Consider the following 25,035-nt stretch of genomic DNA (forward strand, 5'->3'; position numbering starts at 1 on the left):
TTGCGCACCTCACCGGAAACAATCGTGTGCCCCTGTGAAACGGCGTGCTGGGCACCGGCACCCGTGGATTACGGCGACGAGGCGGCCTCGGCCTCGACCACGCGCTTGAGCCGCTGCAGGCTCTCGCGGAGGCCCTCGCGCATGGTGGTCATCCGGTCGGGGTCCCGGCCCAGCGTGCCGATGACGAACCAGCCGATGCGCCCCACCGGCCGGGCCACCTCGTAGGACTCCGTGACGCGGGTGCCGGTGCCCTCGGGCTCGAAGCGGTAGCGCCACACGATCGTGCCGGCGAACGGCTCGGTGCGGGCGAAGGCGAACTCCCGGCCGGGCTCGGCGGCCATGACGATCGGCTTGTTGTGCCAGGAGAACCGGGAGTCCTCCGGCACCCGGTTGCGGGCCCGGAACCGGGCGCCGACACGGGGTCCTCCGTCGTCGAGCCAGACGACCTCGTCGACCTCGGGACTGTACTCGGGAGTGCGGGTGACGTCGGCCACGAGGTCGTAGACCGCCTGCGGCGGCGCCTCGACGTGGACGGACTCCTCGGCGCGGCCCAGTGTCTGCATGGTGCTCCCTCCGCGGTGCGGGCCCGGGCGTGCTCGGTGCACGACGGGCCGGGTGCCTCCACGGTAGGACTTCCGCCCGCGCGGGACGCCGGGTGAGGCCGGATCGTTGCTCCGTGCGGCTGTTTGTCGGGGTGGCCGGGTCAGTCCGGGGCGCCGTCGCGGGCGCGGGACGGCCACGTCGCGCCGACGAGGGCCCGGTAGGACCGGCCGACGATCTCCTCGAGGACGCCGAAGTCGATCGCGCTCAGGTCCTTGACGTAGACGCAGCCGACGCCGGTGGTGTGCGGTCCCAGCCGCTCCAGGTCCTCGCGGTAGGTCTCGACGCCGTCGAGCAGGTAGACCGTGGTGGCGGCCCTGCGGGCGGCGAAGCTCGCCGCGGGGGCGTCGCCCTCGTGGCCGCTGGCGTACCTGTAGTGGTACTGGCCGAAGCCGACCACCGTGCCCCACATCTGCGCCGGCTGCCCGGTGGCGCGCACGAAGAGCGGAACGAGGCGTTCGGCGTCGGCCCGCCGCTTTCCCGGCGTGACGCCGGTGAGGTGCTCCTCGACCGGCTGTCCTGTCTTCTCCACGGGTGGGCTCCTCGGGGTCGTTGGGGCCATGATCGTCCCAGGAACCAGGATCGCCGGTCCGTCCGACACGGCAGGAGCCCCCTCGGCCGCGGCCCCGGGACCGGCCGTCCCGGCGCCGGGGGGAGCCATGCGCTGTCCGCGCAAGAGGGGACGCTCCTCTGGCTGCATCCGGCCGGGCAACCCGCCCGTGACGTGGGACGATGTCGCTCTCACCCCCTGTTTTCCCACGTCAGGAGCATCCTGTGGAATACATTCCCGAAGCCCGCCCCCTGCACATCCTGGCCGTCCTGCTCGGCATGGTGCTGGGCATCAAGGCGCCGCCCTCGTCCCGGCGGTCGACCGCCGGATGGGCGGTGGCTGCCGTCTCCGCCCTCAGCTTCGCGGCCCTGGTCGCCCGGGACCGGGACCGCGGTGCCCAGTGGTGGGCGGGGTACACCGCGTATGCCTGCCGGGGCGGTTCGTGCGAGTGCTGCTGACACCCGGGGAACCACCCCGGTCGGGGCCGGGTCATCGGACATCGACCACGTGCTGAGCGGCCCCGCGGAAGTGTCCAGCCTCCACACGGCGAACCCCTCGGGCGGCGCGATCGAGGACGCCCTGTCGTGGTGCGCTGGGCCTGGATATGGTGGACAGGTGATGTGTTCCGCCGCCGCGCGCACCCGCTCCTGAGCCCGCCGAGGCCCTCCCGCCTCGGACACGGATCCTCCCCGCGGCATGCTTCCCGGTCGCGGGCTTCCGCACGTCACAGGAGACGGACCATGTTCCTCCGCACCTTCCGCACCGGCGATCTCGACACCCTCATCGACCTCACCGTCCGCGCCTTCGAGCCCGTCCAGAACGGCATCCGGCAGCAGCTGGGTGACGAACTGTTCGCCCGCCAGAACGGGCAGTGGCGACAGGACTACCGCGACACCCTGGTGGAGCTCACCGGTCCGGGAAACCAGCACCGCTTCCTCGTCGCCGACCTCGACGGCACCCCTGCCGGCTACGCCGCGTGGAGCACTCACCCCGGCCCGGCCGGACCGCAGGGAGAGATCACGCTGCTCGCCGTCGACCCCAGGCGTCAACGGACCGGCCTCGGCCGGGCTCTGATCGACGCGGCCTGCGAGGCAATGCGCGCGGCGGGCTGTGTCGTGGCCTGGGCGAGCACCGGGGGCGACGAGGCGCACGCCTCCGCTCGGGCCGCCTACGCCACGGCAGGGTTCACCCCGCTGCCCACCGTGTTCTACAGCCGCGTGCTCTAGAGAGCGTGCCGTGACCGCCCGAGCGGCCCGGCTGCGGGCCACGCGGGCGGTCATGACACGCCGATCCGGGGTTCGCAGTTGCGCACACCCCCGCCGGGCGCTCACAGTTCGTGCATGACGACGTGGAAGCAGGCCGGGTTCGGAGCCGCCGTGGTGGTCGCCGCCCTCGCCCACCTCGTGGCCGGGTACTTCTACCTGGTCAGCGGCCTCGTGGCGCCGCTCTGGGCCGTGGCGCTGCTGCTCGTGTGGTGGGTGGTCCTCACCGCTGCCGGCGTGCGGCTGGTGCGGACCAGGTCCTACCTGGTGCTGCTCGTGCCCGTCGTGGCCGCCGCGACATGGTTCGGGCTCCTGTGGTTCGGCGAGCAGGTCCTGGGATGGACCGCCTGACGGCGCGGGCCGGGAGTGCCGGTCCGCGCTCGCCGTCCCGCTCACATGAGGGCCGGTGACGCCTCGCGCTCGGCCGCAGCCTTCTGGTCGGCTTGGCGCGCCCCGGTCGCCCACCACCGGCCGATCCCGTCCCGGCCGAACATGCACCCTAAGCGTCAGCTGCTCCGGCAGCACAGGAGCGGTCGGCCGCTGCTGCGCCGGAGAAGAAGAGCAAGTACCCGACGAAGGTCTCCTTCTACCAGGACCCCGCCGACACCGCGAGGGTGCGCGGGAGCATCCTGCACACCCAGGTGGCCGAGGGCACCCGGTCGCTGTCAGACTTCATCAACACCGCCGTGATGGCCGAGGTGCAGCGGCTGGAGGCCAAGTACAACGACGGCCGGCCCTTCCCCGCAGTTGGTGCCCGAGGCCTGCCCCAGGGCCGCCCCCTGGGACGCTGACTTTCGCCAGGGGTGTGGACGCATAAGGGAATCGCTGCCCAGCCCGAGGGCTGGGTAGCGATTCCCTTCAAGGGCGCCTGAGCGTCTCCAATGCGCCAGGGATCCCCGGAGGAAATCCGTGAGGTCTTATCAGGAGATGACGGTGATGTTCGCCGCCTGCAGGCCCTTCGGCCCCTGTTCGACGTCGAACTGAACCCGCTGGTTCTCCTCCAGGGAGCGGAATCCTGCGGAGTTGATCGCCGAGAAGTGCGCGAATACATCGGCGGACCCGTCGTCGGGGGCGATGAAGCCGAAGCCCTTCTCGGCGTTGAACCACTTGACCACACCAGTAGTCATCACTAAGTACCTGTCTTCCTGCAGTAAAGCCGAGCCGTCCCCAAGGTTCGGGGGCTCGTGCACGTGATACGCGTGCATGGCCGGCCTGACAGAGGTGCTGGGGCCCGGACAGGACCGCCGCGCACCGGGTGCCTGCGCGTCCCTGCATGACCGGTGGGCGCCTCGTGGTGTGGCCGGGCGCCCCACAAGGCTGTCGTGGTGTGCTGCGTGCAACCAGGGTGCCGGATGCCCGGTCACCGCCTCGAAGATGGCGGTCACCAGCGCAGCACAGACGTCCCCGGCGCTCTCATGGCCTCCGGTGAGGACCTTGTAGCAGCTGGCCGCCCGCTGGCCCCCTGAGGGCAGGCGCCTCATGGTTCAGTCGAAGACGGTGAGCACGGCGTGGCGCATCTCGTCCTGGAGCTCGCCCCCTGGGGTGTGGATCGGGTCCACCTGCCCGCACGCCGTCGTGCCGTCGATAAGGGATCCTTCATGGGTGGGTGTGGGTAGAGGCGTTCATGGGTGAGTGTGGGTCGGCGTTTTAATCGTGGTGCGTGTCACGGTGCGTGTCACGGTGCGTGTCAGGAGATGCCTGTTGCCAGGACGACAGCGGACCGGAGGCCAGGTAGGGGTCGAGATTGCACCGCCGCCAGGGTTACCGGGGTGAAGCTGCGGACGCCCATGTGAAGGCCGTGGCCGCGTAGCCGGGCAGGTCGCCCTTGATGAGGACCCCGTGCCGCTACTGTGGCCGCTAACCGTGCATATGCATCGAACGGGGGCACCTCATGACCTCAGGCGTTGATCCGTCCTTCGACTACCACTCGGACACTCCACCGGGCAGAGACCCTGACCGGTTCAGCCCGACCCTGCGCAAGCATCACCAGCTGCTGTGGAGCAAGGAGCTGCCCTCCGGCGCGCGCTTCGACCTCGCCCCTGAACCCCGCTCGTACCTCACGCACCGATCCCCTCTGGGGGTCTTCCGCCTGTCCAGCGACGCCATCACCACTCGGTTGCGGAAACGGGCGGCCAAAGTCTTGCGCGAGATCCCGGACAGCGAGCTGCCTGACTGGCGCGGCTACACGGTCGGAAGCACCCTGGTGTTCCCGGGCAACATCATCGACAAGAAGATGACCATCAATGGTGCGCGCGGATGCCATCCCCGGATCGCTGATCGCTTCGACCTGACCTTGGAGTGCATCCGGCGCCACTACCGTCGTGAGCCGAGCCCTCTCGCCGGTGTCCTGGACCGGTATGCAGAGTTCTTCGCCCTGTTCGAGGACTTCGCCGGGTACGTCGAGTTCTTCCTGCTGCAGGACCTCGTGGAGGAGGACGGCGACACCATCCGGTTCTTCCACCGGTTCGAGGACTTCCGCACCCCGGCCGTACCGCAGAACGCGGACGAGTACCTGGCGTATCTGCGGCTCAGCAACGAGTTCATCACCTGCCGCAACCGCAGGATCGACGCACAACCCTAGAGGCGGATCACGAGCTCACCGAGGCGTCCCGGTCCTTGCGGCGGACCGTGCCACCCTCGCCGCCGACGTCGTCGAAGCCCTGCAGCGTGCACAGCGGCTCTGCAGAGAGTGAGTGTGGGCTGCGGTCTGCCGCCAGGATCGGTGGCCGCCTCCGGCGAGGAGTGCCCACAGGCGGTAGGTGTCGCAGTTGCGGAAGCCGCCGGTGCGTCGGCGCCTGGTCTCGAGGACACCGGTGGCGGCTCCGGTGGGCAGCCGTGGCCACCGGCAAGAACCCCGCAACAGGAGCACCTTACGAGCGACGGCACGGTCTCCACCACCGCGGCGAATGAGGACCGGTGACGCTGGATCGTGGACACGTGGACACGTGGACACGTGGACATCGGGGAGCTCGGAAAGCACGTCCGCCGGCGCGCACGTACCAGGAGGCACGTCGAAGCTTGCGAGAACGGTGGGAGCAGCCACCCCTCCTGGAGGTCCCGGCCTCTCTGCGTCCCTAGGACACGCACTCGGCGCCACCACCGACCCACACTCATCGGGGAAGAGCCCGATCAGGACAGCAGCCGGGGCCCGGCACCGCGAGGGGTTTCACGAACGGTCATCGGGTCACGGTTGCACCACGACCTGCCCCACCGGCTGCACCTGGACCGGTGGGTGGGGGGAGCCTGGTGGCATGGACACCATCGTCTACGGCCCGGTCGGGCCCGAGGTCGGGCACACCGCGCTGATGGGCCCGCTCACCGCCCGCACCCTGTTGCCTCCTCAGCTGAGCGAGGGCCGGCTCTCGATCGTGGAGCACTACCTGGACCCCAAGGAGCTGGCAGCACCGCTGCACCGGCACACCCGGGAGGACGAGTACACCGTGGTGCTCCAGGGCCGGATGGGCGCACTGCTGGGCGAGGACGTCTTCGAGGCCGGGCCCGGGGAGCTGGTGCTCAAACCCCGCGGCCAGTGGCACACCTTCTGGAACCCCGGTCCCGAGCGGGCCCGGCTGCTGGAGATCATTTCCCCGGCCGGCTTCGAGCAGTTCTTCCAGGAGATTGCCCAGTACTACAGCCCGGACCGGGACATGGACCTGGAGAAGCTGCTGGCCGCCTGCGACCGGTACGAACTCGAGATGGACCTGGAGTCGATGCCTGAGCTGATCGGGCGCTTCGGGCTGACCCCACCGCCGGAAATGCGGCCGGTCGCCCGCTAAGCCGCCCAGGATCCGCGGTTGCCGACCACTGGCTGCGCAATGGAATCCGCTCGTGCGCCCTTGCTCATAAGGTAGGCGCCTCTTAAGCCACAGGGTGTGAGGCAATGTGGTGGTGAAACATCCCCGAACTAAGACGTGTTGTGGGCGGTGAAGTGCGGCTGTGCTCAGCGGTTGGTGTGGAGGTGGCGCTGCAGCCACAGCGTGCACCACAGCTTCAAGCGGGTCTCGTTCCAGTTTGGGGCGTCGACCACCAGGGCCTCCGGGCCGTAACGGTGCACCGCCTCGACGCCGTCCCGGTCGGTGAGCTCGGCGATCATCTGTTCCACCAGGTTCGAGTGGTCCGCGGCGAGGTCGGCCCGTAGCCCCACGTCGAAACAGTCAACCTCGGCGACCACCGTCACCAGCGGCTCATGGGTAGCCTCGGCCACCGGGCCCTCACCTCGTAGCGCCGAGATGGTGCGTTGGACATACGCGCGCATTTCCGTCCCGCTCATGGGGTCGCGGCCGTGGGCGGACTGGTAGGCGCTGTAGAGCGGCATCGCCGGCAGAAAGACCTGGTGGTGGTTAGCAGTGAGCACCGGGTAGTTGAGCAGCGGGTAGCAGCCGATCAGGTGCTCCCCCACCAGCCACTGCGCCTCGGGGACCGCGGTGGTGAGGACTTGGGCGAGGTAGGAGGTGAACCCGTCGACCAGTGCGATCGTCTCGGCCGGGGGGTGGGGGTCCACGAGCATCCCGTGGCGGGCCCAGCTGGGCCATCCGGAACGAGTCGGATCCTGGTCCAGCGACCGGGGGTCGACGCCGAGCTCGGCCGCCCGGGCAGTGATCCACTCCCACATCGGGGCCGCCGACTCCACGGATCCATCAAGCAGCGCATGTGGATTTAGGCCATAGGCGGCCATCGCGGTGCGTAGCCGCTCCAGTGCGGCGGGCCGCTCGGTGAGGAACTCGTCCAACGCGTCAGCGGCCTGGACCGGGATCATGTCCTCGTAGAGCAGCTCCTCCATGGCGTCACTGTAATGGGTTGCCGCCGCAGAGCGTTGGTGTCGGTGATCAACCCGTCAGTCGATGCGGAACGGGAGGGTCCCCGCATTCCTGCCATGGAATAGGTGGCGTGCGGAGTGGAGGCCTGGGTGGCCTGAGCGCGATAGCGGCGCGGGATCACCCGCGGAGGCCCGAGGTCTCCTCTTCGAGGTCGTCGAGCACCCACTCGGAGAGTTGTCCGGCCGGAACCACGACGGTGCCGGCTCGAAGCTGCTGTGCCTCCTCGGGGGAGAGAGATTCCTCGGTGGCCTCGGCGTGGTAGACCTCCAGTGCCGCGGTGTAGCCGGCGGCCAACGGGTGGGCCCAGGCCGGGTGGCCGGCGTAGCTGGGGTGGCCGGGGTCGGGGCTGCGCAGATCCAGCCACCGTACCGAGGCGGGGGCTTCCTCGGTGGCGGGGATGAGGTGCTGGTGCAGAGTCCAGGTGACATCGGCCCAGCGGCCGGCGGGGGTGTCCACCATGGGGTAGTAGGTGGCGACCCAGTGGGTGGGGCAGTGGGGGCGCAGTTCGACGGCCAGGGCTCGGGGGGTGGAGGGGGTCATGCCAACTTCCCGTGTGCGGTTGAAAAATCGTGGACCGGGGGCGGTCTGGGCCTGGGCCGCTTTGCCCGGTCTGACAAGGGTTAATGATAGTTCCTCAGAATAAGCGCACAGTCGATGGCCAGGGAAGCAAGCTGAGCCATGTGACGACGGCCGTTTTGCAGGGCGTCGACCTCAGCCCCGGCGTGCTTGGTCTGCAGTGGCAGGCGGTGGAAGACCATCTAATCCGTGGCTCTGCTCGATCCCGGTAGTGCGTGGTCGACGGACCACTACTGCCGCTCTTCCGGCTTGTTGGGTGTGGACTCTTCCTCACCAGCCTCCGCCGGCCCCGGCCATCGGGCAGCGGCCGGCGCATCCTCTTCACAAGAGGCGGGAAGTAGCGCCGGCGCCGTGGTCGCCGCCGAGGACGCATTCCGGGCAGGGGCTTAGGGCGGGCAGTGCGGCCGTGAGGTGGGGGGCGATGGCGGTGAGGCGAGCCAGGTAGCCGTGGGCCTGGAGCTCGCCCAGGGCAGCGCCGATCCGGGACTTCGGCGTGCTGGCGCGCGCGGCCAGAGCGGCCAGGGCCGGCGTGTCCTCGGGGCCGGTGCCGGTCACGGCGCGCAGGACCCGGCGGGCCTCGGCACTGAGGCTGGAGTCGGCACCGGCCTCGGCGGCCAGAGCGTTCAGGGCCGGGCGCAGCGCGGTGAACGCGGCCGCACGGGCGGCCGGGTCCGAGGTGGAGGCGGCGACCTCGGTGCCGGGCCGGTGGGCAGGGTGCACGCGCGTCCCCTTTCGTCTCGGCTGCCGTGCCGGCACGGCAGATGAGGGAGGAGTCTGGGGCCGGTGCGCCCGTGAGGTCAGAACGTCATGAGCTCAGGAAGTACGGGGGCCGCCGTCCTGGTGGTGGAAGGGTCGTCCCCCAACGACTGACCACACGGTCACCCGCCTCCCGGCCACCAGGACGGCGGCACCATGATCGATGTCCAGCCCATCCCAGCCCATCCCAGCCCCCCGACCGGTCGGCCCTGACACGATCCACGTCGGGCGGTCCAGCCCCCGACCGGCCGCCCCGCGTGATGTGTCGACCGTAGCCCGTTGAGGAAGAAAGATCACTGTGCATGCTGTCCCCAGTTGCGTCCCTCCATCGGCGCGCTGCATCGGGGATACCATCCCGCCCGGTCCGGCACGCCGGGGACCTGGCGTGGTCACCTCCTGCCCTTCACCGGGGTGAGCCACCCGGTGCGCTATTCGTATTGACCGGAGGCGTTGATGGAGTGACTCACTCGCTCCGACCGTGCACCGGTCTGGCGTTCGCTGGGGGTTCTCCGACCTCGTGGACGGTATGGCCGGCGCACGCCGTCCTGGTGACGCTGGCCCGCGCGATGCGCGAGACGGTGAACCATCGCATCGCGTTGCGCAGTCGGCACCACCCCACGAGATACCACTGGCCGTTGGTGGAAGCGAACAGCACGGGTTCGACGTCGCGGGTGGTCGTGGTCCCCTCTGCCGAGGTGTAGCGGATACGGACTACTCGCTGCTGCGCCATCGCCTCCTCCAGCGCCGACCTGACCGTGCGCGACGGGGAGACAAGCGCGTTCACCCAGACGCGGCCCGCCAGCTCCTCGGCTCGCGCTCGGGTCCGGGGATCGAGGACGTCCAGAATCTTCTGGACCCCGGCTGCGGCCAGATCGGCGTAAGGGGCATCAGGGGCAGCGGACACCGCCGCCATGAGCGCCACGGCCTGCGCGGGGGACAGGCTGACCGGCGGCAGGGACGCGCCGACGGCCAATCCGTAGCCACCGCCCGGACCGGGGCGCGACCAGACGGGTGCACCGCTGTTCTCCAGCGCAGCGAGGTCTCGCTTGACCGTGCGCACGGACACGCCGAACTCTGCCGCCAGCCGCCCGGCGGAACAACCCCGTGATCCGTTACGGCGCAGCATCTCCGACAGGGCATGGAGTCGTTCGGCTCGCTTCACCGTCCAGCCCGCCGCACATTCATGACACAAATAGTGACATACACCTGCCCGTAGCCCCGAGGACGGTGGAGTCATGACCACGACGACAAGCAATCCGACCATCCTTCTCATCCCCGGCCACTGGCTGGGCGCCTGGGCGTGGGACGAAGTCCTGGAACACCTGACCACCGACCACGCTCGTGCCATCGCGATGACGCTGCCCGGTCTCGACGCGGACGATCCTGAGCGTGCGGAGAAGACTCTCGCCGATCAAGTCGCAGCGGTCCTCGACGTCCTCACTGGACTCGGAGCCTCCGAGGATCAGCCCGTGACACTCGTCGCTCACAGCGGGGCGAACGCCCCCGTCAGTCTTGTCCTTGACCGGCACCCTGAGCTGGTCCATCGGGTGGTGTGGGTCGACTCCGGCCCGGTGGCGCCGGGAAGCGCCTTCGCCCCAGACCTCCCGGAGGCGGTGAAGGAGCTTCCGCTGCCGTCCTTCGACGTCCTCGCGCAGCAGGCGAGCCTCGAGGGCCTCAGCGCCGAGGCCCTCGAGCGTTTTCGCGCCCGGGCCGTCCCTGAGCCCGGTCCCGTGCTTCGCCAGCCCGTGACGCTCACCAACGACGCCCGTCACAAGGTCCCCACCACCTTGGTGTGCTGCTCGATCCCCAGCGCGCAGGTGCTGGAACTGGCCCAAGGTGGCCATCCCCTGTTCGCCGACGTCGCGAACCTCGCACACCTCGACGTCATCGACCTCCCGACGGGGCATTGGCCCATGTGGAGCCGTCCCCACGACCTCGCCAAAATCATTCAGTCGGAGGCTTCTCGAACTAACTGAACTGCATGTCCCACCGGAAGGGGTCAGCCGAGTCCGACGTGGTCCCCGACGTCTCGGACCCCAAGGTTGTAGGGCATCTCGGGGAGAACCTTCCGGCTGTCCAGATCAGCTGCTCCAGGATCCTCGTCTTCACCCTGGGGTGAGCGTGTTCCGCCCCACCGGAGGAGGTGGTTGGCGGTGCCGGCTCATGCGGGCGCGGGTGGCGCACCTCGGTGAGCAGTAACGCCTACGCCGCGCCGGGGAGCGGTCCAGGAACACGGTGCGGCAGACCGCATCAGGGCAGACCCCGATGCGCTCCAGCACACCAGCGGCCACCGCCTGGTGCAACAACGGGATCACGGCCGCCGCCAGCTCGGCCACGGGCGACCCTCTGCCGGAAACGGCGTGGGCCGAGCGGTGACCGCCCGGGGTGTGGTCGACCGTCCCGTGGGCGGCGGCCAGCTCCTCGAGGCACTCCGCCGCCCGTGCCGGGGAGTCCGCCAGCACGACAGCGGTGAGGGCCTCGCGCAAGCGGCGGGCCTCGGCAATGTCCGCCGTGGCACCATCAGCCGGTGGCGGATTGCCCGTGCGGCGCGGAGGCGTGAGCTCGTCGACCAGTGGGCCGAGGTCCGACCAGCGGTTCAGCCCATCGGGGCGGCGCCCCACCGGGCGGGTGTTGATCAGCACCAGCACGGCCTCGGTGGCCTCCATCAGGTCCATGTTGCGAGCCTAGGTGGGGGAGAGGCTGGCCTCGGGGACGGATGCACCCACCCCCTGTGTGTGCCTCCCCGTGACAGGGCAGTCGAGGCGGGAGTGGTCGCCAGGATCACCGGTGACCTGAACACCTACATGGGCTACTACCGTCAGGACGTTTGTCTGGAGGACCCGCAGTACCTCGACCCGCTACGGGGCCCAGCAGCGGTGCGGGAGGAGTTGGACGGGCTGCTCACGGCCTACCCGGATGGACGCCGAGGGGCTGATCCTCGAGGAGCACCGCTACGACGACCTGACCACGGTCATCGGGCAGCTTGAGCTTCCCTGAGTCAGGCGAGGCGACGGCGCGCCGGCGACCACCGGAGGCTGATGGTCCGGGGTGAGCCGGTGCCTGGAAACGGTCGGTGCGGAGAGGATGGGACCCCCGCCCCGGCGCGGTGGCTGGGGCGGGGGTCCCGGTCCGGTTGCCGTTCCCGGACTGCCGCGCTCAGGCCTTGGTGACGGAAAGGGTGGTGTTGGGGCAGGAGGCGGCGAGCTTGGTCAGCGCCGCCTTTTCGGCGCTGTCGACCTTCAGGCCCCAGCGGATCTTCACCGCCACCCACTGGGTGACATAGGTGCAGCGGTTCTTCGGGGGCAGCCACGCCTCGGGACCCTTGGCCTGCTTGGAGGAGTTCAGGGCCGAGGTCTGGGCGTTGAGGGTGCGGGAGTCGCCCAGGTCGTTGTAGAAGGCCACCCGGCGGGCCTGGGACCACTTCTTCGCCCCCGACCCCCACGCCTCGTGCACCGGCACGGTGTGGTCGATCTGCACGGCCGAGGCCGAGGTGTGGGTACGGTTGTCCCAGGAGGTGACCCACTTGCCGCTCTTCACGGTGCAGCGCTTGGCGGTGGTGTAGGAGACGGCGGCCTTGCGTTCGTTGTACAGGACTTCGGCGCGGGTGTTCTGGCAGTCCCCGTTGGCGTCCTTCCAGTCCCCGAAGTAGCGATCGCGGTCGTAGCCGGTGTTGGACTCGGTGGCCACGGGCAGGGACTTCACCGCGGTGCGCAGCGGGGCCTTGTAGGTGGTGGCGGCCTCGGCCTGCACGGCCAGGCTGGTGAGCAGCAGACCGGCCACCGCGCCGGTGGCGGCCACAGCGGTGGCGTAGGAGGAGACCCGGGAACGGGTGCGGGAGAAGACACTGGCCGGCATGGAAGAACCCCTAGGGAGAGAGCGTGGAACGAGGCGCCGGATCAGGCGCCCCTCATGGTCACACCCCGGTAGGTTTGCCAACAAAAATGCATGAAAGTTACAAGCTGGCCTGGGCTTCAATAAATCAACAGGACGGCGAACCGTTGCGACGCTCCCAACCCAAGGTGGCATCAGCCCACGTCGCAGGCTGCCCGTTCGCCGGGGCCCGCCCTGGGTGGCGCACGTGGGGTGAGGTTCGACCCTCACTCGGGGGTCGTCTGTCCTGCGCCCCAGGGACGAGGGGAGCATCGTGTTTCGCCGGGTGGTGATGGGGGATTCTCGTTAGTCCAGCGTGAGGCCAGGTCGTCGGGCGTCATCTGTCGGCAGTCCCGTGGCATTGTCCCTACCGGTGAGTATGTTTATGTTCGCAAACACAAAGGTATGGGGTAAGGGGTGCATGGGGATGGTCCACCAGCCAGGGACGAAGACCAGGGGCGAGCTTCCGCACCAGCAGAAGCTGCACATCTGGGCCGAGGAAGCGGTCCGCATTCTCAGTGAAGAAGTCGCCACGGAGTACGGCGGCTACATCACCTATACGCAGCTGGCCGAGCGGGTGGTCGAGAACACCGGTCGCACCACCAAGATGCAGCAGCGGTACTGGATCGGCAATGTCCTGGGGAAAGTGCTGCAGCGCTGCCGCCGGCGCCGCCTGCCGGCGCTGTCCGCCCTCGTGGTGCGCGCCGACACCGGGATGGTGGGGGAAGGGTTCGGTTACTGGTTGGAGCTGACCGGAGAGCCCCCGCAGGAGAGCGAGATCGGCCTGGAGTACGTCGCCGCCGCGGAGCGGCTGAAGTGCTACCGCGCTTTCAGCCCGGACGTCCCCATGGATGCGACGCCGCAATTCACCCCCCTCTATGAGGCCACGCTCCGGGGGGAGTGACATCTCCCGAGCTCGGCGTCGAAGCCGAGGGTGGGCACGGTGGCGCTGCCCGCATCGAAGGCGTGAACCGGCCCGTGCTGCACAAGTGGGGATACTCCCGCTCTGATCGGCGTGGGATGCTACCTACCATCCGATACATCGATTTGCATCCAACATGGGGTGTGGAGTTCCCCGTCGGGCAGAGGTTGTGGCGAAGGGTCAGCAGCGAGGTGTTCCAGCGCCGTGGCCCCTTCCGGGACAGCACACCGGCGGTCCACGGCACCACGGAGTGAACGGGGCACCGCATCGGCCGGCACTAAAGTGCCGCCCCGTGGCCCTGCTCGTCCCTGAGTTCTTGTCCGCCCCGACCCTTCCGAGGAAGCCATGACCCCCACCCTCACCGGCGTCCCGCGCCGGCACGCCATCCTGGTGGACGCCGGGTACCTGCTGGCCGCCTCCGCGCACATGATCCAGGGCACCTCGCTGCGCCGGTCCATCGAGGTCGACTGGGACAAGCTCATCGGCCACCTCAAGGAAGGGGTGGCCGAGCGGGCGCAGTCCTCCGAGCTGCTGCGATTGTTCTGGTACGACGCCACCGACGTGGAGCGCACCGGAAAGCGCAACCGGGAGCACGACCTGCTGCCCTTCATCGATGATGTGAAGCTGCGGCTGGGGAGGATGAACTCCGAGGGCCAGCAGAAGGGCGTGGACCTGCGCATCGGGCTGGACATGGTCAATCTGGCGCTGCAGAAAGCGGTCACCGACGTGTACCTGATCTCCGGGGACGACGACATCTCCGAGGCGGTGGAGATGGCCTAGGAGTACGGGCTGCGCGTGCACCTGTTCAACGTCCCCGACGAGACCTCGAGGCTGACGGTGAGGGCAACGGCCTACAACCTGGTGAAAATCGTGGACACCTGCACCGCCATCAAGGCCGAACTGCTGCGCACCGCCATCAAACCCCGCAAGGTCTCCCAGGTCGCCCCCATCACTCCCGTGACCCCGGCTCCCGCGCCGGTGTCTGCTGTGCCTCGGCCGGGGCCGGTGCCGTCCCCGGCAATGTTCACTGGCCCCGCCCCCTTCCAGCTCTCGAGCCCGAGCCGGACGGTGTACAGCACCGGCTCCCGCGGCACGGGCTTCTTCTACGCGGATTTGGCGCTGGACCACGAGCTGGCCGAGCACATCCCCCAGGTGGCGCGCACTGTGGCCAAGGGCTGGCTCGACTCCATCACCCCGGCCGAGCTGCAGCAGGCGTTGCGGGAGAAGCCCTCCATCCCCCAGGACGTGGACCGGTCCCTGCTCCAGGACCTCACCACCCAGAGCGGGGACGCCAACCACATCCTCAGCTACGACCTCAAGGTTCAGCTACGGTCCCAGTTCTGGGAAGCCGTCGACAAGGCCGGCTCCCGGAGCTGACCGCCATGACCCCTCCCAATGCCACGGATGCCCCCGCACCCCCGGGGACAACTACTCCACCTGACGACAGGGGCAGGGAACGACTCGGCCCGACAGGAGCCACAGGGGAGCCGGCGAGCATCCGGTCCACCGGGTTCGCCGCCTTCGGGCTGCTCAAGCCCCTGCCACCCACCGAGGCCCTACAGCCGGTGGTGTCGTTGGCGGCTCGGGTACCGGGCCAGTCAGTGATCACCCAGACACTGGCCCTGCAGGCTGGCGTGCCACCCCGGTCCTGGTGGGCACGCGTGAGGGGCGCCGATCCGCTCAGCGCTGAGGCCGCCCCCTGGTACCAGGGGGCGGTGGGGGAGATCGCGGTCGGGGCGATCCTGGCGCGCCTGGGTCCGGAGTGGACGGTGCTGCACGCCGTCCCGGTCGGGGAGCAGGGCGCGGACATCGACCACGTGCTCATCGGCCCACCCGGGGTGTTCACGCTCAACACCAAGCACCACACCGCCCAATCCATCTGGGTGGCCGGGCGGACCCTGATGGTGGGCGGGCAGAAGCAGCCCTACATCCCCAAGGCCTTCCACGAAGCCACCCGTGCCACGAAGCTGCTCAGCGCGGCGGTGGGGGAGTCGGTGCCCGTGAACGGTGTGCTCGTGCTGGTGGACCCTCGGTGCGTCACGATCCGGGAGGATCCGGCCGGGGTCGCCGTGGTCACCGACCGGCAACTGATCCGCTGGCTGACCCTCCAGCCCCCGGTGCTCACCCCCGCGCAGGTTTCCCGGATCGCCGTGGTAGCTGCCCGGCCCACCACCTGGACCAAGCACCATGGGCAGACGCGGGATCCAGCCGTGCTGCAGGAGGTCTTCGAGGCCCTGGAGCGGCAGGTGCGTGTTGCCCGGCGCCTCCGCAGGGCGTGGCGGCTCGGGGCGCGGAGCGTCCGCACCGGGGCGCGGGCGTCCGCCCGGGCGGAGAAGGCGTTGCTGCGGGGGCTGCTCCACCTGGCTCTGGCCATGTTCTTGCTAGGGATGGGCCTCACCCTGCTCGGCTTCCTAGCCTAAGTTCCCAAGCCTTCTGTCTGAGGCCCGGTGCGGCAAAGCCACCCCAGGGGCAGTGATGGCCCCACGGTGGGGCTCCTACAGGTCCAGCAGGGTCGTGAAGAACGCCTGGAGCATCGCGGTGGCCTGAGGACGGTCGACGAACTCCTGGCCACCGAAGCGGTAGACCTCATAGCCCGCCAGCCGCAGCTTGCGGTCCTCCGCGACCATCTGGGCATACAACCGTGGGGACGCTCGGCGGTGCTCATCGGCGTAGTGCTGCACCCCGTCGACCTCCAGCACGATCCGGCGCCGCCCAGGTAGCAGCAGGAGAAAGTCCATGCGCTGGCGCACCAAGGACGCCCCTGTCCGGTGTGTGTAGGGGTCGTAGTGCAGATAGACCTGCGGGATCAGCGCCGGGATCTCAAATCCGTGGGAGCCGTAGAGGGCACCGTAGACGGCGAAGAGCAGCAGCTCGGCCTCGTTGCCGGTCATGGACTCCTGCAACCGGCGGTAGAGGCCCCGGGCGGCGGCCCGCTCGGCCTCCTCATCTTCGAAGGCTTCCGTGTCCGCCCACCAGGTGGTCAGGGCGCGCCAGGACAGCCCGGTCTCGGGCACGGGCCGGTCGTAGACCAGGCAGTACTGGGCGTTGGCGGTGATCTGAATGGTGTTGTTCACCGCATCAGCCAGCACGATGGTGGGCTTGGGCCCGTTGGCGGCGAAGATCAGGTTCTTCAGCTCCCCAGCCACCCCGGTCCGTTCCGCCAGCTTCAGCAGGTGGGTCAGGTGCAGGTGCTCGTAGTCCCCATTGACCCGCCGCGCCACCTCCAGGGCCTGTTCCAGCGGTAAGGAACGCAGCCGTCGGGTGATGTAGCGGGCCTTCCCACTCATCGGATCCGGCTCACCCGGGGCGTGCGGGGCCAGGCCGAAGCGCTCACATTCGGCGGCCAGGTGGTAGGCCTTCACGTCGTCCAAGGCCGTGGTGATCGCCTCGCTGAGCGTCTTGTGCGTGAGCTTGGTCGGCAACGTCTGTAGGGCCACCGCCCGACGAGCAGCGTCCACGGTCGCATTGGCCTCAGCCAAGGCCGAAGAGAAGATGTCCTCGATGGAGAGCCGCCGAGACGGCCCGGAAGACGACGGTGCTGACACGCCCCCAGCATTCCAGGTACTCCGTGGCATCCCCGGGTTCGGACACGCTGGCTGGACACATCCTGCTGTCACAGGTGTGCCACCGACAGGATGCTGACGCTGCTGCACGGTGGTGATGCAATGTGCTGCGCGTTGCGTCGAGGACATGCATGTTGCCGTTCACCGTGTGAAACGGTGCTGCGTCCTTCACTTCTTAAGTATCTGTTGCAAGGCCCACCGCTGCCCTGCACGCCAACTGTTAATAATTGAAGTGTACAAATCGTGACCATTTACCACAATATTATTCATGTAAATTTCTGAGTTGGTTCCAGCATAGTTTCAGGCGTCCATTTCTGAGTGACATTTAGCGTGTTGAAATAGCCGTTCCGACAACTCTAAAAAATAAGCCAAACTGGCTTTTGACTAGGGGAAACAATCGGAGGTCTGGGGTGGGGCGAAAGGGGTAGACAGAACCCAGATAAAGCCGTATTCTTGCTTTCATCCCCCTCGGCCGAGGGTGTTTTCCTCGGCTGGTCGGGGTCAGTCATCGATCAATGTATGCCCAGATTGGAGCAATAAATGATCATCAAAAAACTAATTAGATTGGAGTTTCTTAAATGGCAAAGGTTGGTACTACCTGGCTAGTAGTAGGGCTGTTCAGCGCAGCAGCAATCGGCATCGTCGTCGGACTGGGGACCGGAGGAGTTCTTCCTCTCGGTGACGTCCTCCAGATCATCTTGAGCATTGGGTCGCTGGTGGCCAGCGTTCTACAGATGCTTCAGCGGGTACAGCAGTGACCCCCCACAGCCCTCGCCGCCACGGCAGGGCTTGCCACCTCGGCAGCGGTCATTATCAACAGTGGGACCTACATGGCAGGTTCTCAGCCCATCGACGGACAGGGTCGCTGCCCTGTGTGTGGGGGTGACGTGTAAGCAGCGGGTGCGCGGAGGTGCGCGGTAGTGGGCACCACCAGACAAAAGTGGAGCGGGCCTGGGTGGCTACGCCCGGTCCCGCTTCCTTGTCGTCGTGCGCCATGTCAACGAGGACAACTGCCGAAAAGTCCTTGGATCCAGTTACCTGGCTCCATGATGTGGGTCCTGGTGTGCGGTGTGCGTCTATCGCGGCGGGTTTTCGGCCCCTGCCGTTCTGGACCGAGGTGCCACGGATGGTGTCAGGGAACCGTATTGGTGGCCACGAGAAGCTTCCTGGACTCAACCACGCATGGGCTGGCTATCTACGCGAGCTGGCATCGCCATTGTCTCGGTTTCATGTTGGCGACCGGGGGTCGTACGGCTCCGGACCGCCAGTGCACCTGGCCGTGAGTTTTGCGCTGAAGGTCGATGTCGGTGACCACGGCCAAGGTGTATTGGTCCTCGTGACGCTCCGAGAAGGCACTCTCCCTCGCTGAGGAAGAACACGGGATCGCTGGACTGCGTGCCCTTCACCTCGAAGTATCCGCCGGGATTGCCGGCGTCGCCCAATCGGATGTCGAATCCGGGATTGTTCCTCGACATCTCCGTGACGTTGTCCGCTCCGTGTCTTTGCGCCAGCAGGTCCATGACCACGGCCACCGAGTACTGTTCCACCGCTTGGGTCACCTCCAAGGGCGCATACTTTTGTGGGCGCTTTGCATGCGTTGCTGTTTCAGGGGGCGTTGAACCCATCAATCCGTCGGCGTGGTTGAGGATCTTCTCGAATCGGCGCTGTGTTATTCTCTGCACCCCCGACTGCCACGCCACGCCTTTCTGACCCGCGGCCAGGTCGACCTCGAAATACGTGTTGTCCGGATCCTTGCGCCCTACGACGTCGTCGAAGGGTTGGTAGGACAGAATGTCCACTATCGAGTTGTCGGGGTCGGGACTGCTGCTGATCACGCCCAGTACGCCGACACCGATGTATCCCCTGGCCGTTTCGTAGTACACGAACTCCTCCCATCGACCACCAGCTTCCGGTAGCGCGTCGTGGGGTACTCATAGCTGACGCCTGTCCACTAGTTGTATTCGTGTCTTGTGCGAGTGGCCTTGTCAGTAATTGACAGTACGAGGGGCATGGAAGGTGCTCACATCTTTTCTACGGTGCCTGTGTGGCCAGGGAGCGGTGAGTCTCGAATTTCGCCGAGGTGGACGTGTTGTAGGCCGTGCACACTCGGGCGATGAGGGGCTCGATGGCACGAGCGAGGTCCGTGGTCTCGGCTCGGCGACCTGGCCGCACACGACCGTTGGCGTCCACGACGATGTAGCCCCACTCGAACAGGGCGTCACAGCCTAGAACGCAGACAAGCATGGCAGCCGCGGCGAAGTCCATGTGTTGACGCTATGTATGGAGGCCTCACCCCTTGGAAGTATTAAATACCTTTAATAATTTATGTGTTGATATAAACTATCATCGTTGGTATCCGTGTGTGGCTAAATAATCATCCGCGGACTGGCTGACATGCAAAATGACTTTTTCAATTTCGTCCACATAGCGCAATACCGTTTCGATCGGCTGTCTACCTGCGACCTCGCTAGCCGTCGCATCCCCATGAGCCACGTCATTACGGGCGTCCGCCGATGTCTCCAATGTGAATTGATGCCTCGCTTCACTCAAGCTTGACCCACCAAATCCAAAGACTCGCCATATCAAATCCAAATGGCGTTTCCGGATAGTCCGACCGTCAAGTGGTAAATATTCGTTGTCAATAAGACAAACTTCAGTGCTATCCAGCGTCTCCATTAGTTCTACTCGCTTATTAAGCGACCCCGCTTTGGCTTGGTTTGATATTGAATTAAATAGGGGGTTGCCGAGAAGGGAAAAGAGGCTCCATCTCAAATCGCATATGCGAATGGAAGCCGAGTTGATTTCATCAATGACAGAACTCAAGATTTTTTTCAGACTGCTTTCCAGGGCGGCTTCCATCAATACATAAGAGTTGGCCAAGACTTGATCGCGAATGTGAGAATCTAGTCGGCCTTCTGATGCGGAAATTAATGACGCCCGAACCTCGTCAAGTCTTCGGCTAGCGTCATCCAGTATATTTTCAAGCTGGGAGTGCATTAGGCTTGGAGAAGCTCTGTAGCTCGCTTGATTCGCTCACGGAGCTTCCTTCGGGTATTGGTGGCCCCAGTGGATGCCGACACCAGTTGAGGGTCGTCCAGCCATCTCTCTAGAGGCTTAGCTATCTGCCCTCCAGTGCGGTGGATGTCGGCGATCGCCACAAGCACCGCTTCCAGCTCATTTTTGGGAGTCACGTTAGTGTTGGCGCGCAAAAACTTCCCTGGATTGATTTCCGCTAGAGCGTCGACAGCCTTTGTGAATTCTGCACGACCCGCGTTGACGTCAAAGCTATGTTGATTTTCTTTCATGTAGTTGCTTAGAAAATCGTCCACTGCCCCAGAAAAATTATCCCGATTATTTAGATAGGCAAAAAACTTCAACACCAGCTCTTCGGCAGTTGCATTGGCTTCGTCTTTCTTTTGAAGTTTCAGCACCGATTTGAATGTGAGGTTGTCCGCTAGTTCCCTGATGAGAGAATTTAGCGGTCCTTCGTAAATGCACGCTCTAATTTCTTGAGGGGATAGTGCGACCGCTCCTCGATTGAGTCGCTCGAACGTGGCGTATCTGGTGTCGGGATCACTTTTGTCCGACAAGGCCGTCACTCCGATTCCCCGCTTCATAAAGTTCATGCGCGTGGAGGCTGGCAGGTCGCCGAAATTTAAGCCATTAAACGAGGTAAGCGTCCTTAGGCCATCTAGTTTCAGCGGCGACTCTTTGCCTAGTTCTTTAAGGACCGATCCGTCATCGGTCGTGAAATGCAGTAGGGTGGAAATTCGCTGCAGCCCGTCCACGACTTCCCAGGACCCGTCCTCGTTGGTTGCGACGAAGATATTAGGAATAGGTAGACCCAGCAAGACTGATTCCACTAATCGCGATTCTGTTTCTGCGTCCCACCGAAATTTCCGTTGATACTCCGGCGCTCTATGGAGTTCGCCTCGCTCTGTCATTCCGACAAGTTCTCGAACAATGATGTTGTAACTGTCGACATCGACCTTTTTGCGGGCATCTTCGAGTTGGGCCGTGAGTTGGCGGGCATCAAGCATGTTTGAAAGCATATCCTGCTTGCAGGATGCACGAAGCCCCTAGGTGGCTGCCTTCAGCGTAGGGTTTCGACCAGTGTTATGTCTGAGTTATGTGCATGGGGTCAGTGACGCAGCGGCTACGACCCTACTCTGCTCACTCGGTGCTTATAGCACCATGCTGAAGCGCCAAATAGGTCGAGAAGAGGAAGTTGCAGGCAGTCACCGCTCGCATCACCCTCTGAGCCAGAATGCACTATCGAATAGGTGCGGTTGTCCCTATCGGCTACCGGTGGCTGCGCATGATTTAGTTGACTTGCGGCCTTTGACTGTCCCTCGTGTGCTGGACGACTGGCTCGAGGTGGCCGGTGCGTTGCTCGGAGTGGTGCACTCGGCGGTATGAAAACCGGATGGCGCGGCGGTGCGTGAGGAAACCAGAAGCGACTCCAGGGTTTTCCGGGGAGGCCGGAGCCGCCTTTGCTGGCGGCCGGGCATACGCTGAAGCTCCCCTTTGCTATCGCATCTGACCTCCGGATTTCCCATGTTCTCGTCTCCTGACCGGTCCGTGGCCGGCTTCCCGCGTTCTCCCCGCGCCCGCACCTTCCTCACGATCTCGGTGGGCCTGCTGCTGCTGGCGGCCACCGGGTGCAGCGGGGGCACCTCCGCCGCCACGGACACCGCCCCGACCACGGTGGCCGCCTCCAGCGCCACGCCCACCCTCACTCCTGGTTGTTGTGGGGCATGACGTTATTGACTCGGGCTGCCTGGACGCGGGATCGAAGCTCGTCCACGGGGAGCCACTGGGGACCGCAGTGAATCATGCGATGGCAGTTGGCGCACAGTAGCACCAGGTCAGCCAGCTTGGTCGTAACAGGCCCTGTGACGTGCAGTGGTGTGGCGTGATGAACTTCGATGTACCCCTTGCCCCTGTCCCCGTACACCTCACCAAAATCGAACCCACACACTTCACAGACAATAGGATTGCCAGAACGTCGAACCGACTCCAGCTTGTCTCGACGCAACTTGGGATTGCGCTCCCTCAGGAGGTGCAGGGTGGCGCGCTGGCGACCTTCGGATGCCCCGTGCTCAGGATCCATCTCTTGTAGTTGGGTGAACAGGTCGTCCAGCGCGTCCTGCTCGACCTCCGTACCGCCTTCGGCCACGACAGCGGCCATCTCGGTCAGCGTGCGGCCCATCTGTCCCAACATCTCTGCATTCAGGGTGACGTCCTGAGTTTCCAGTTCCGTAGCGACGTCCTTTTCGGGATCGATACCTGTTTGGCGCAGCCGGCGGAGTTCTCGGGAGCGGCGGTTGGCCTCGTTCTGGCAGAACTTACAGATGTCCAAGCCCCGTGAAGTACGCCAGGTGTTCTCGGGGATCCGTTCATGACCGCAGGCGTAATGGGTGGCGGTCCGATGACGGGGGTTGGTGGATGTGCCCTTATAGGGCTTCTGTGATGGTGGAAGCTGTTCGTAACCACGGCGACCGAGAAAGAAGCGAAGCGCACGTTGACTCACGGGCTTGCCCTCGATGACGAGCGGGGTGGCGAGCTCGTAGTAGGTGTACGGGGGATCGATGGAGTCACGGCGATCAGCAATGATGCGGGCGACCAAGTCCCCAGCATGACGGGCAGGATCGTCCGGCGGTGTGGTCCCACGGACCGTCCGAGCCTGGGCGTAGTAAAAGCTCAGCTCCTCCGCCTCGTTGGGTTCGTAGGGTTCGCGGTGGGTACGTGCGGGCACGAGTTCCTTCTTGTAGTGATAAGGCAGGGGTAGCGGCCAGACTTAGAGCGGCGCATACGTCGCCCTCAGTGACATTCTTACGCTGCACCGGAGACATGTACTTTCGGCGCGCTGGCGGTTGATAACACTCCTTGGCAGGGAGATCGCTGCGTTAGATCGCATCTTCCACCAAGGGTCTCCGGGGCCGAGCGATGTTGACGCCAGCGCAATTGAGCTGAGTGACCGCGGCAACCGGAGCGTCTCCGTACCGCGTTCCTGGAAGCCAAGTACAACGACGGCCGGCCCTTCCCCGGGGTCGGGGCCGGGGGCCTGCCCCAGGGCCGCCACCCTTGGACGCTGACGCCCCGGGGACGATGGTGGGCCACCAAGGGATCGCCACCCCCCCTGAAGGCGGGGTGGCGATTCTCAAGCGGTGGCGCAGCATCAGGGCCAGGTCACCGCGGATCCTCGGGCGAGATCGTGAAGTCTTGTCAGGGTCGTGTCAGGAGATGACGGTGATGTCCGCCGCCTGCAGGCCCTTGGGCCCCTGTTCAATGTCGAACTGCACGCGCTGGTTTTCCTCCAGGGAGCGGAAGCCTCCGGAGTTGATCGCCGAGAAGTGCGCGAACACATCCGCGGACCAGCCCTTGGGGGAGATGAAGCCGAAGCCCTTTGTCACGGATGAACCAGAAGCCCCGTCTTGGAGTCAATGTTCCAACCATCAGCGAGAAGGGTGGAAGTTGCGGTGCGCAGATTGAGGTCAGCCACGCTCCACCCTTCCCGCAGGGCATGGCGCAACAGCTCCAGATATAGGTGGCTCGGCGTCGTGAGCGCCCCCTCGTCTGCAATCCTGCGGGTAGCGGCGGCGACCTCATCGGTGGTGGGGTGAATGAAGGATGCTGTCGCGTGATCCTCGGGGACCATGGTGAGCACCAGATCGAGGGTGGCGACGTGCTCGAAGCCGGAGGCCAGCCCCTTGACCGACCGCTGGCCCTTATTGAGGATCGCGATGTTTTCTGGTTCGATCCTCAGCCCAGCAGCGGCCACGGCACGTTGCACCACGGCCCACACCTTGCCTGAAGAATTCCCAAAGACCATGGAGACCCGGCCGCCAGGGCGCAACACCCGGCGACACTGGCTCAGCGATTCGATCAGTAGGTTCTCGTAGCGGTCTGCGGTGCGGCTGGTGCCTGTGGAGCGGTCGATGACTGCTTCCTTGGCGACATCCGTAAACCCATCAAGCCAACCCTCTTGGAACAGTGCCATGTCCGCGTAGAACAGGTTGGAGCCGAAGGGCGGATCGGTGAAGACGTAGTCGACGCTGCCGTCGGGCAAACTTAGTTCGGTAGCGCTTTCGGTGACGTACTGCGCGGGCACGTCTTCAGCGGTGATACCACGGGCTAAGGCCTGAGTGCGGACCCACTCGTCGGCGCGCACGACGGCGACCGTCTTGCGCTCAAACAGCTCAAAGACGTTCCACTCGTAGAACACCGGAGCGATGTAGTAGTTCTGGTTCGCTGCGTTCAGCGGGCGCTGGCGCGACCACTGATAACGCTTGCTGGCCCGCGTCAGCGTTGCAGTGAACGCAAACAAGAGTTTCTGGCTGAGCTTGCGTTCGGGCACTTCGCGGAGCTCGTCGCGTAAGGCGACGAGGGCGCGCAGGTTCCGCGGGGAGTAGAACGAGGCGACCGTCGTGTGCCCACTCTTGCCCAGGGCCGAAGCGCGATACATCTCCCGGTCAGGGGTGATCTCCACCTGCGGGAAGTTCAGCTCCTCTACGTCTACGGCAGGTGCAGCTGCCGCGGGCTGTTCAAGCTGCTTGGAGGAGCAGGAGCAGTTCACGTAGTCGATGACCGGCACCTCACCCACGCGCTTCAGCTTGCTGGACACGTGGGCGGAGCAGTGCGGGCAGGCCATCTCGGCTTTGACCCAGTTTGCAGCCTCGAGGCTGTGGTAATAGTTCACGGCCTGGTGGCAGCCCGCGCACTGCACCAGGATGCTCCAGACGGTCTTAGCGAGGTGGGCTTGCGTGCCACACGCGTCGCAAGGCACCTGGTAGAGGCCACCAACGGCCTCTTTGGCTCGCGTGATGACGGACTCCGCTGCCGCTTTGAAATCGGCTGGATTCACCATGTTGAGGTAGTTGGAGCCGATGTGGCGCCCTAGTACGGAGATATCCGACAGCCGAGCCTCACGCCCGGTGATCCGTGCCGCGACCCCCGTCATCCCGGAGCCGGCGAACGGGTCGACGACAGTTCCCCCCGGCGGGCAGTAGGCCTCAATGAACGGCGTAATGGCAGGTACTGGAACCTTGGTTAGGTAGGCATGCGCCAGGTAGACCGGATCCCCGCGGCCCACCACAATCTCTTCCAACATACCCAC

The 25,035-nt window shown here is 65.8% G+C and carries 27 protein-coding genes; 11 read left to right on the top strand and 16 right to left on the bottom strand.

Annotation, left to right across the window (positions count from 1 at the left end):
* Nucleotides 1–68: 68 nt before the first annotated feature.
* Complete coding sequence (locus ACYSMR_RS09790; protein WP_461744885.1) at nt 69–563, bottom strand: SRPBCC family protein; 495 nt, start codon at nt 561–563, stop codon at nt 69–71.
* Between the two features lie 140 nt (nt 564–703).
* Nucleotides 704–1,132: a DUF1801 domain-containing protein gene (locus tag ACYSMR_RS09795; RefSeq protein ID WP_461744887.1), complete on the bottom strand. Its 429-nt coding sequence runs from the start codon at nt 1,130–1,132 to the stop codon at nt 704–706.
* A gap of 242 nt (nt 1,133–1,374) precedes the next feature.
* Here ACYSMR_RS09795 and ACYSMR_RS09800 point away from each other — a divergent pair, with 242 nt between their 5' ends.
* From ACYSMR_RS09800 to ACYSMR_RS09815, 4 genes are all read left to right on the top strand, one after another.
* Nucleotides 1,375–1,608 (top strand): hypothetical protein, encoded by a 234-nt coding sequence (locus ACYSMR_RS09800; protein WP_251333875.1) that lies wholly within the window; start codon nt 1,375–1,377, stop codon nt 1,606–1,608.
* Between the two features lie 282 nt (nt 1,609–1,890).
* On the top strand, nt 1,891–2,376 hold the full coding sequence (locus ACYSMR_RS09805; protein WP_461744889.1) for a GNAT family N-acetyltransferase: 486 nt from the start codon (nt 1,891–1,893) through the stop codon (nt 2,374–2,376).
* Between the two features lie 114 nt (nt 2,377–2,490).
* On the top strand, nt 2,491–2,763 hold the full coding sequence (locus tag ACYSMR_RS09810; RefSeq protein WP_461744891.1) for a hypothetical protein: 273 nt from the start codon (nt 2,491–2,493) through the stop codon (nt 2,761–2,763).
* A 263-nt stretch (nt 2,764–3,026) separates the two neighbouring features.
* On the top strand, nt 3,027–3,203 hold the full coding sequence (locus ACYSMR_RS09815) for a ParB family protein (protein ID WP_461744893.1): 177 nt from the start codon (nt 3,027–3,029) through the stop codon (nt 3,201–3,203).
* A 129-nt stretch (nt 3,204–3,332) separates the two neighbouring features.
* On the opposite strand, the gene ACYSMR_RS09820 is transcribed toward ACYSMR_RS09815, so the two are convergent.
* Complete coding sequence (locus ACYSMR_RS09820; protein WP_461744895.1) at nt 3,333–3,539, bottom strand: cold-shock protein; 207 nt, start codon at nt 3,537–3,539, stop codon at nt 3,333–3,335.
* 764 nt (nt 3,540–4,303) lie between these two features.
* On the opposite strand from ACYSMR_RS09820, the gene ACYSMR_RS09825 reads away from it, so the two are divergent.
* Both ACYSMR_RS09825 and ACYSMR_RS09830 read left to right on the top strand, forming a co-directional pair.
* Entirely contained in the window at nt 4,304–4,993 is a 690-nt protein-coding gene (locus ACYSMR_RS09825) for a DUF6994 family protein (protein WP_461744897.1), read from the top strand.
* Nucleotides 4,994–5,663: 670 nt separating this feature from the next.
* Nucleotides 5,664–6,188 (top strand): cupin domain-containing protein, encoded by a 525-nt coding sequence (locus ACYSMR_RS09830; RefSeq protein ID WP_461744899.1) that lies wholly within the window; start codon nt 5,664–5,666, stop codon nt 6,186–6,188.
* A 164-nt stretch (nt 6,189–6,352) separates the two neighbouring features.
* Here the strand turns inward: ACYSMR_RS09830 and ACYSMR_RS09835 are convergent, their stop codons facing one another.
* The 4 genes from ACYSMR_RS09835 to ACYSMR_RS09850 form a co-directional block, all read right to left on the bottom strand.
* The gene (locus ACYSMR_RS09835) at nt 6,353–7,192 is read right to left on the bottom strand and encodes a hypothetical protein (protein WP_461744900.1); all 840 of its coding nucleotides are present in this window, start codon (nt 7,190–7,192) and stop codon (nt 6,353–6,355) included.
* A 154-nt stretch (nt 7,193–7,346) separates the two neighbouring features.
* Nucleotides 7,347–7,769, bottom strand: coding sequence for a hypothetical protein (locus ACYSMR_RS09840; RefSeq protein WP_461744902.1), 423 nt, complete (start codon nt 7,767–7,769; stop codon nt 7,347–7,349).
* A 357-nt stretch (nt 7,770–8,126) separates the two neighbouring features.
* Nucleotides 8,127–8,525: a hypothetical protein gene (locus ACYSMR_RS09845; protein WP_461744904.1), complete on the bottom strand. Its 399-nt coding sequence runs from the start codon at nt 8,523–8,525 to the stop codon at nt 8,127–8,129.
* Between the two features lie 499 nt (nt 8,526–9,024).
* On the bottom strand, nt 9,025–9,723 hold the full coding sequence (locus ACYSMR_RS09850; protein WP_461744906.1) for a helix-turn-helix transcriptional regulator: 699 nt from the start codon (nt 9,721–9,723) through the stop codon (nt 9,025–9,027).
* A 73-nt stretch (nt 9,724–9,796) separates the two neighbouring features.
* On the opposite strand from ACYSMR_RS09850, the gene ACYSMR_RS09855 reads away from it, so the two are divergent.
* A complete protein-coding gene (locus tag ACYSMR_RS09855; RefSeq protein ID WP_461744908.1) occupies nt 9,797–10,537 on the top strand; it encodes an alpha/beta fold hydrolase in 741 nt (246 codons plus the stop codon).
* Nucleotides 10,538–10,666: 129 nt separating this feature from the next.
* Here the strand turns inward: ACYSMR_RS09855 and ACYSMR_RS09860 are convergent, their stop codons facing one another.
* Nucleotides 10,667–11,236, bottom strand: coding sequence for a CGNR zinc finger domain-containing protein (locus ACYSMR_RS09860; protein ID WP_461744910.1), 570 nt, complete (start codon nt 11,234–11,236; stop codon nt 10,667–10,669).
* 481 nt (nt 11,237–11,717) lie between these two features.
* A complete protein-coding gene (locus ACYSMR_RS09865) occupies nt 11,718–12,416 on the bottom strand; it encodes an HNH endonuclease family protein (RefSeq protein WP_461744912.1) in 699 nt (232 codons plus the stop codon).
* A gap of 436 nt (nt 12,417–12,852) precedes the next feature.
* Between ACYSMR_RS09865 and ACYSMR_RS09870 the strand changes: the two genes are divergently transcribed.
* The 4 genes from ACYSMR_RS09870 (at nt 12,853) to ACYSMR_RS09885 (ending at nt 15,773) form a co-directional block, all read left to right on the top strand.
* Nucleotides 12,853–13,335 (top strand): hypothetical protein, encoded by a 483-nt coding sequence (locus ACYSMR_RS09870; RefSeq protein WP_461744914.1) that lies wholly within the window; start codon nt 12,853–12,855, stop codon nt 13,333–13,335.
* Between the two features lie 363 nt (nt 13,336–13,698).
* On the top strand, nt 13,699–14,133 hold the full coding sequence (locus ACYSMR_RS09875) for an NYN domain-containing protein (RefSeq protein ID WP_461744916.1): 435 nt from the start codon (nt 13,699–13,701) through the stop codon (nt 14,131–14,133).
* Between the two features lie 15 nt (nt 14,134–14,148).
* The gene (locus tag ACYSMR_RS09880; RefSeq protein ID WP_461744918.1) at nt 14,149–14,730 is read left to right on the top strand and encodes a hypothetical protein; all 582 of its coding nucleotides are present in this window, start codon (nt 14,149–14,151) and stop codon (nt 14,728–14,730) included.
* A 284-nt stretch (nt 14,731–15,014) separates the two neighbouring features.
* The gene (locus tag ACYSMR_RS09885) at nt 15,015–15,773 is read left to right on the top strand and encodes a nuclease-related domain-containing protein (RefSeq protein ID WP_461744920.1); all 759 of its coding nucleotides are present in this window, start codon (nt 15,015–15,017) and stop codon (nt 15,771–15,773) included.
* 75 nt (nt 15,774–15,848) lie between these two features.
* Here the strand turns inward: ACYSMR_RS09885 and ACYSMR_RS09890 are convergent, their stop codons facing one another.
* From ACYSMR_RS09890 to ACYSMR_RS09920, 7 genes are all read right to left on the bottom strand, one after another.
* Nucleotides 15,849–16,832, bottom strand: a complete 984-nt coding sequence (locus ACYSMR_RS09890) for a hypothetical protein (RefSeq protein WP_461744922.1) — start codon at nt 16,830–16,832, stop codon at nt 15,849–15,851.
* A gap of 1,256 nt (nt 16,833–18,088) precedes the next feature.
* On the bottom strand, nt 18,089–18,799 hold the full coding sequence (locus ACYSMR_RS09895) for a protein NO VEIN domain-containing protein (protein ID WP_461744924.1): 711 nt from the start codon (nt 18,797–18,799) through the stop codon (nt 18,089–18,091).
* Nucleotides 18,800–19,259: 460 nt separating this feature from the next.
* Complete coding sequence (locus tag ACYSMR_RS09900) at nt 19,260–19,913, bottom strand: MAE_28990/MAE_18760 family HEPN-like nuclease (RefSeq protein ID WP_461744926.1); 654 nt, start codon at nt 19,911–19,913, stop codon at nt 19,260–19,262.
* Nucleotides 19,913–20,956, bottom strand: a complete 1,044-nt coding sequence (locus ACYSMR_RS09905) for a DUF262 domain-containing protein (RefSeq protein ID WP_461744928.1) — start codon at nt 20,954–20,956, stop codon at nt 19,913–19,915. The genes ACYSMR_RS09900 and ACYSMR_RS09905 overlap by 1 nt, the downstream gene beginning before the upstream one ends.
* Nucleotides 20,957–21,651: 695 nt before the next feature.
* Nucleotides 21,652–22,674, bottom strand: a complete 1,023-nt coding sequence (locus tag ACYSMR_RS09910) for an HNH endonuclease (RefSeq protein WP_461744930.1) — start codon at nt 22,672–22,674, stop codon at nt 21,652–21,654.
* Nucleotides 22,675–23,155: 481 nt separating this feature from the next.
* On the bottom strand, nt 23,156–23,332 hold the full coding sequence (locus ACYSMR_RS09915; protein ID WP_461744932.1) for a cold-shock protein: 177 nt from the start codon (nt 23,330–23,332) through the stop codon (nt 23,156–23,158).
* Entirely contained in the window at nt 23,329–25,029 is a 1,701-nt protein-coding gene (locus ACYSMR_RS09920) for a DNA methyltransferase (RefSeq protein WP_461744934.1), read from the bottom strand. The genes ACYSMR_RS09915 and ACYSMR_RS09920 overlap by 4 nt, the downstream gene beginning before the upstream one ends.
* Between the last annotated feature and the right edge of the window lie 6 nt (nt 25,030–25,035).

This window comes from Kocuria sp. U4B (assembly GCF_054875615.1).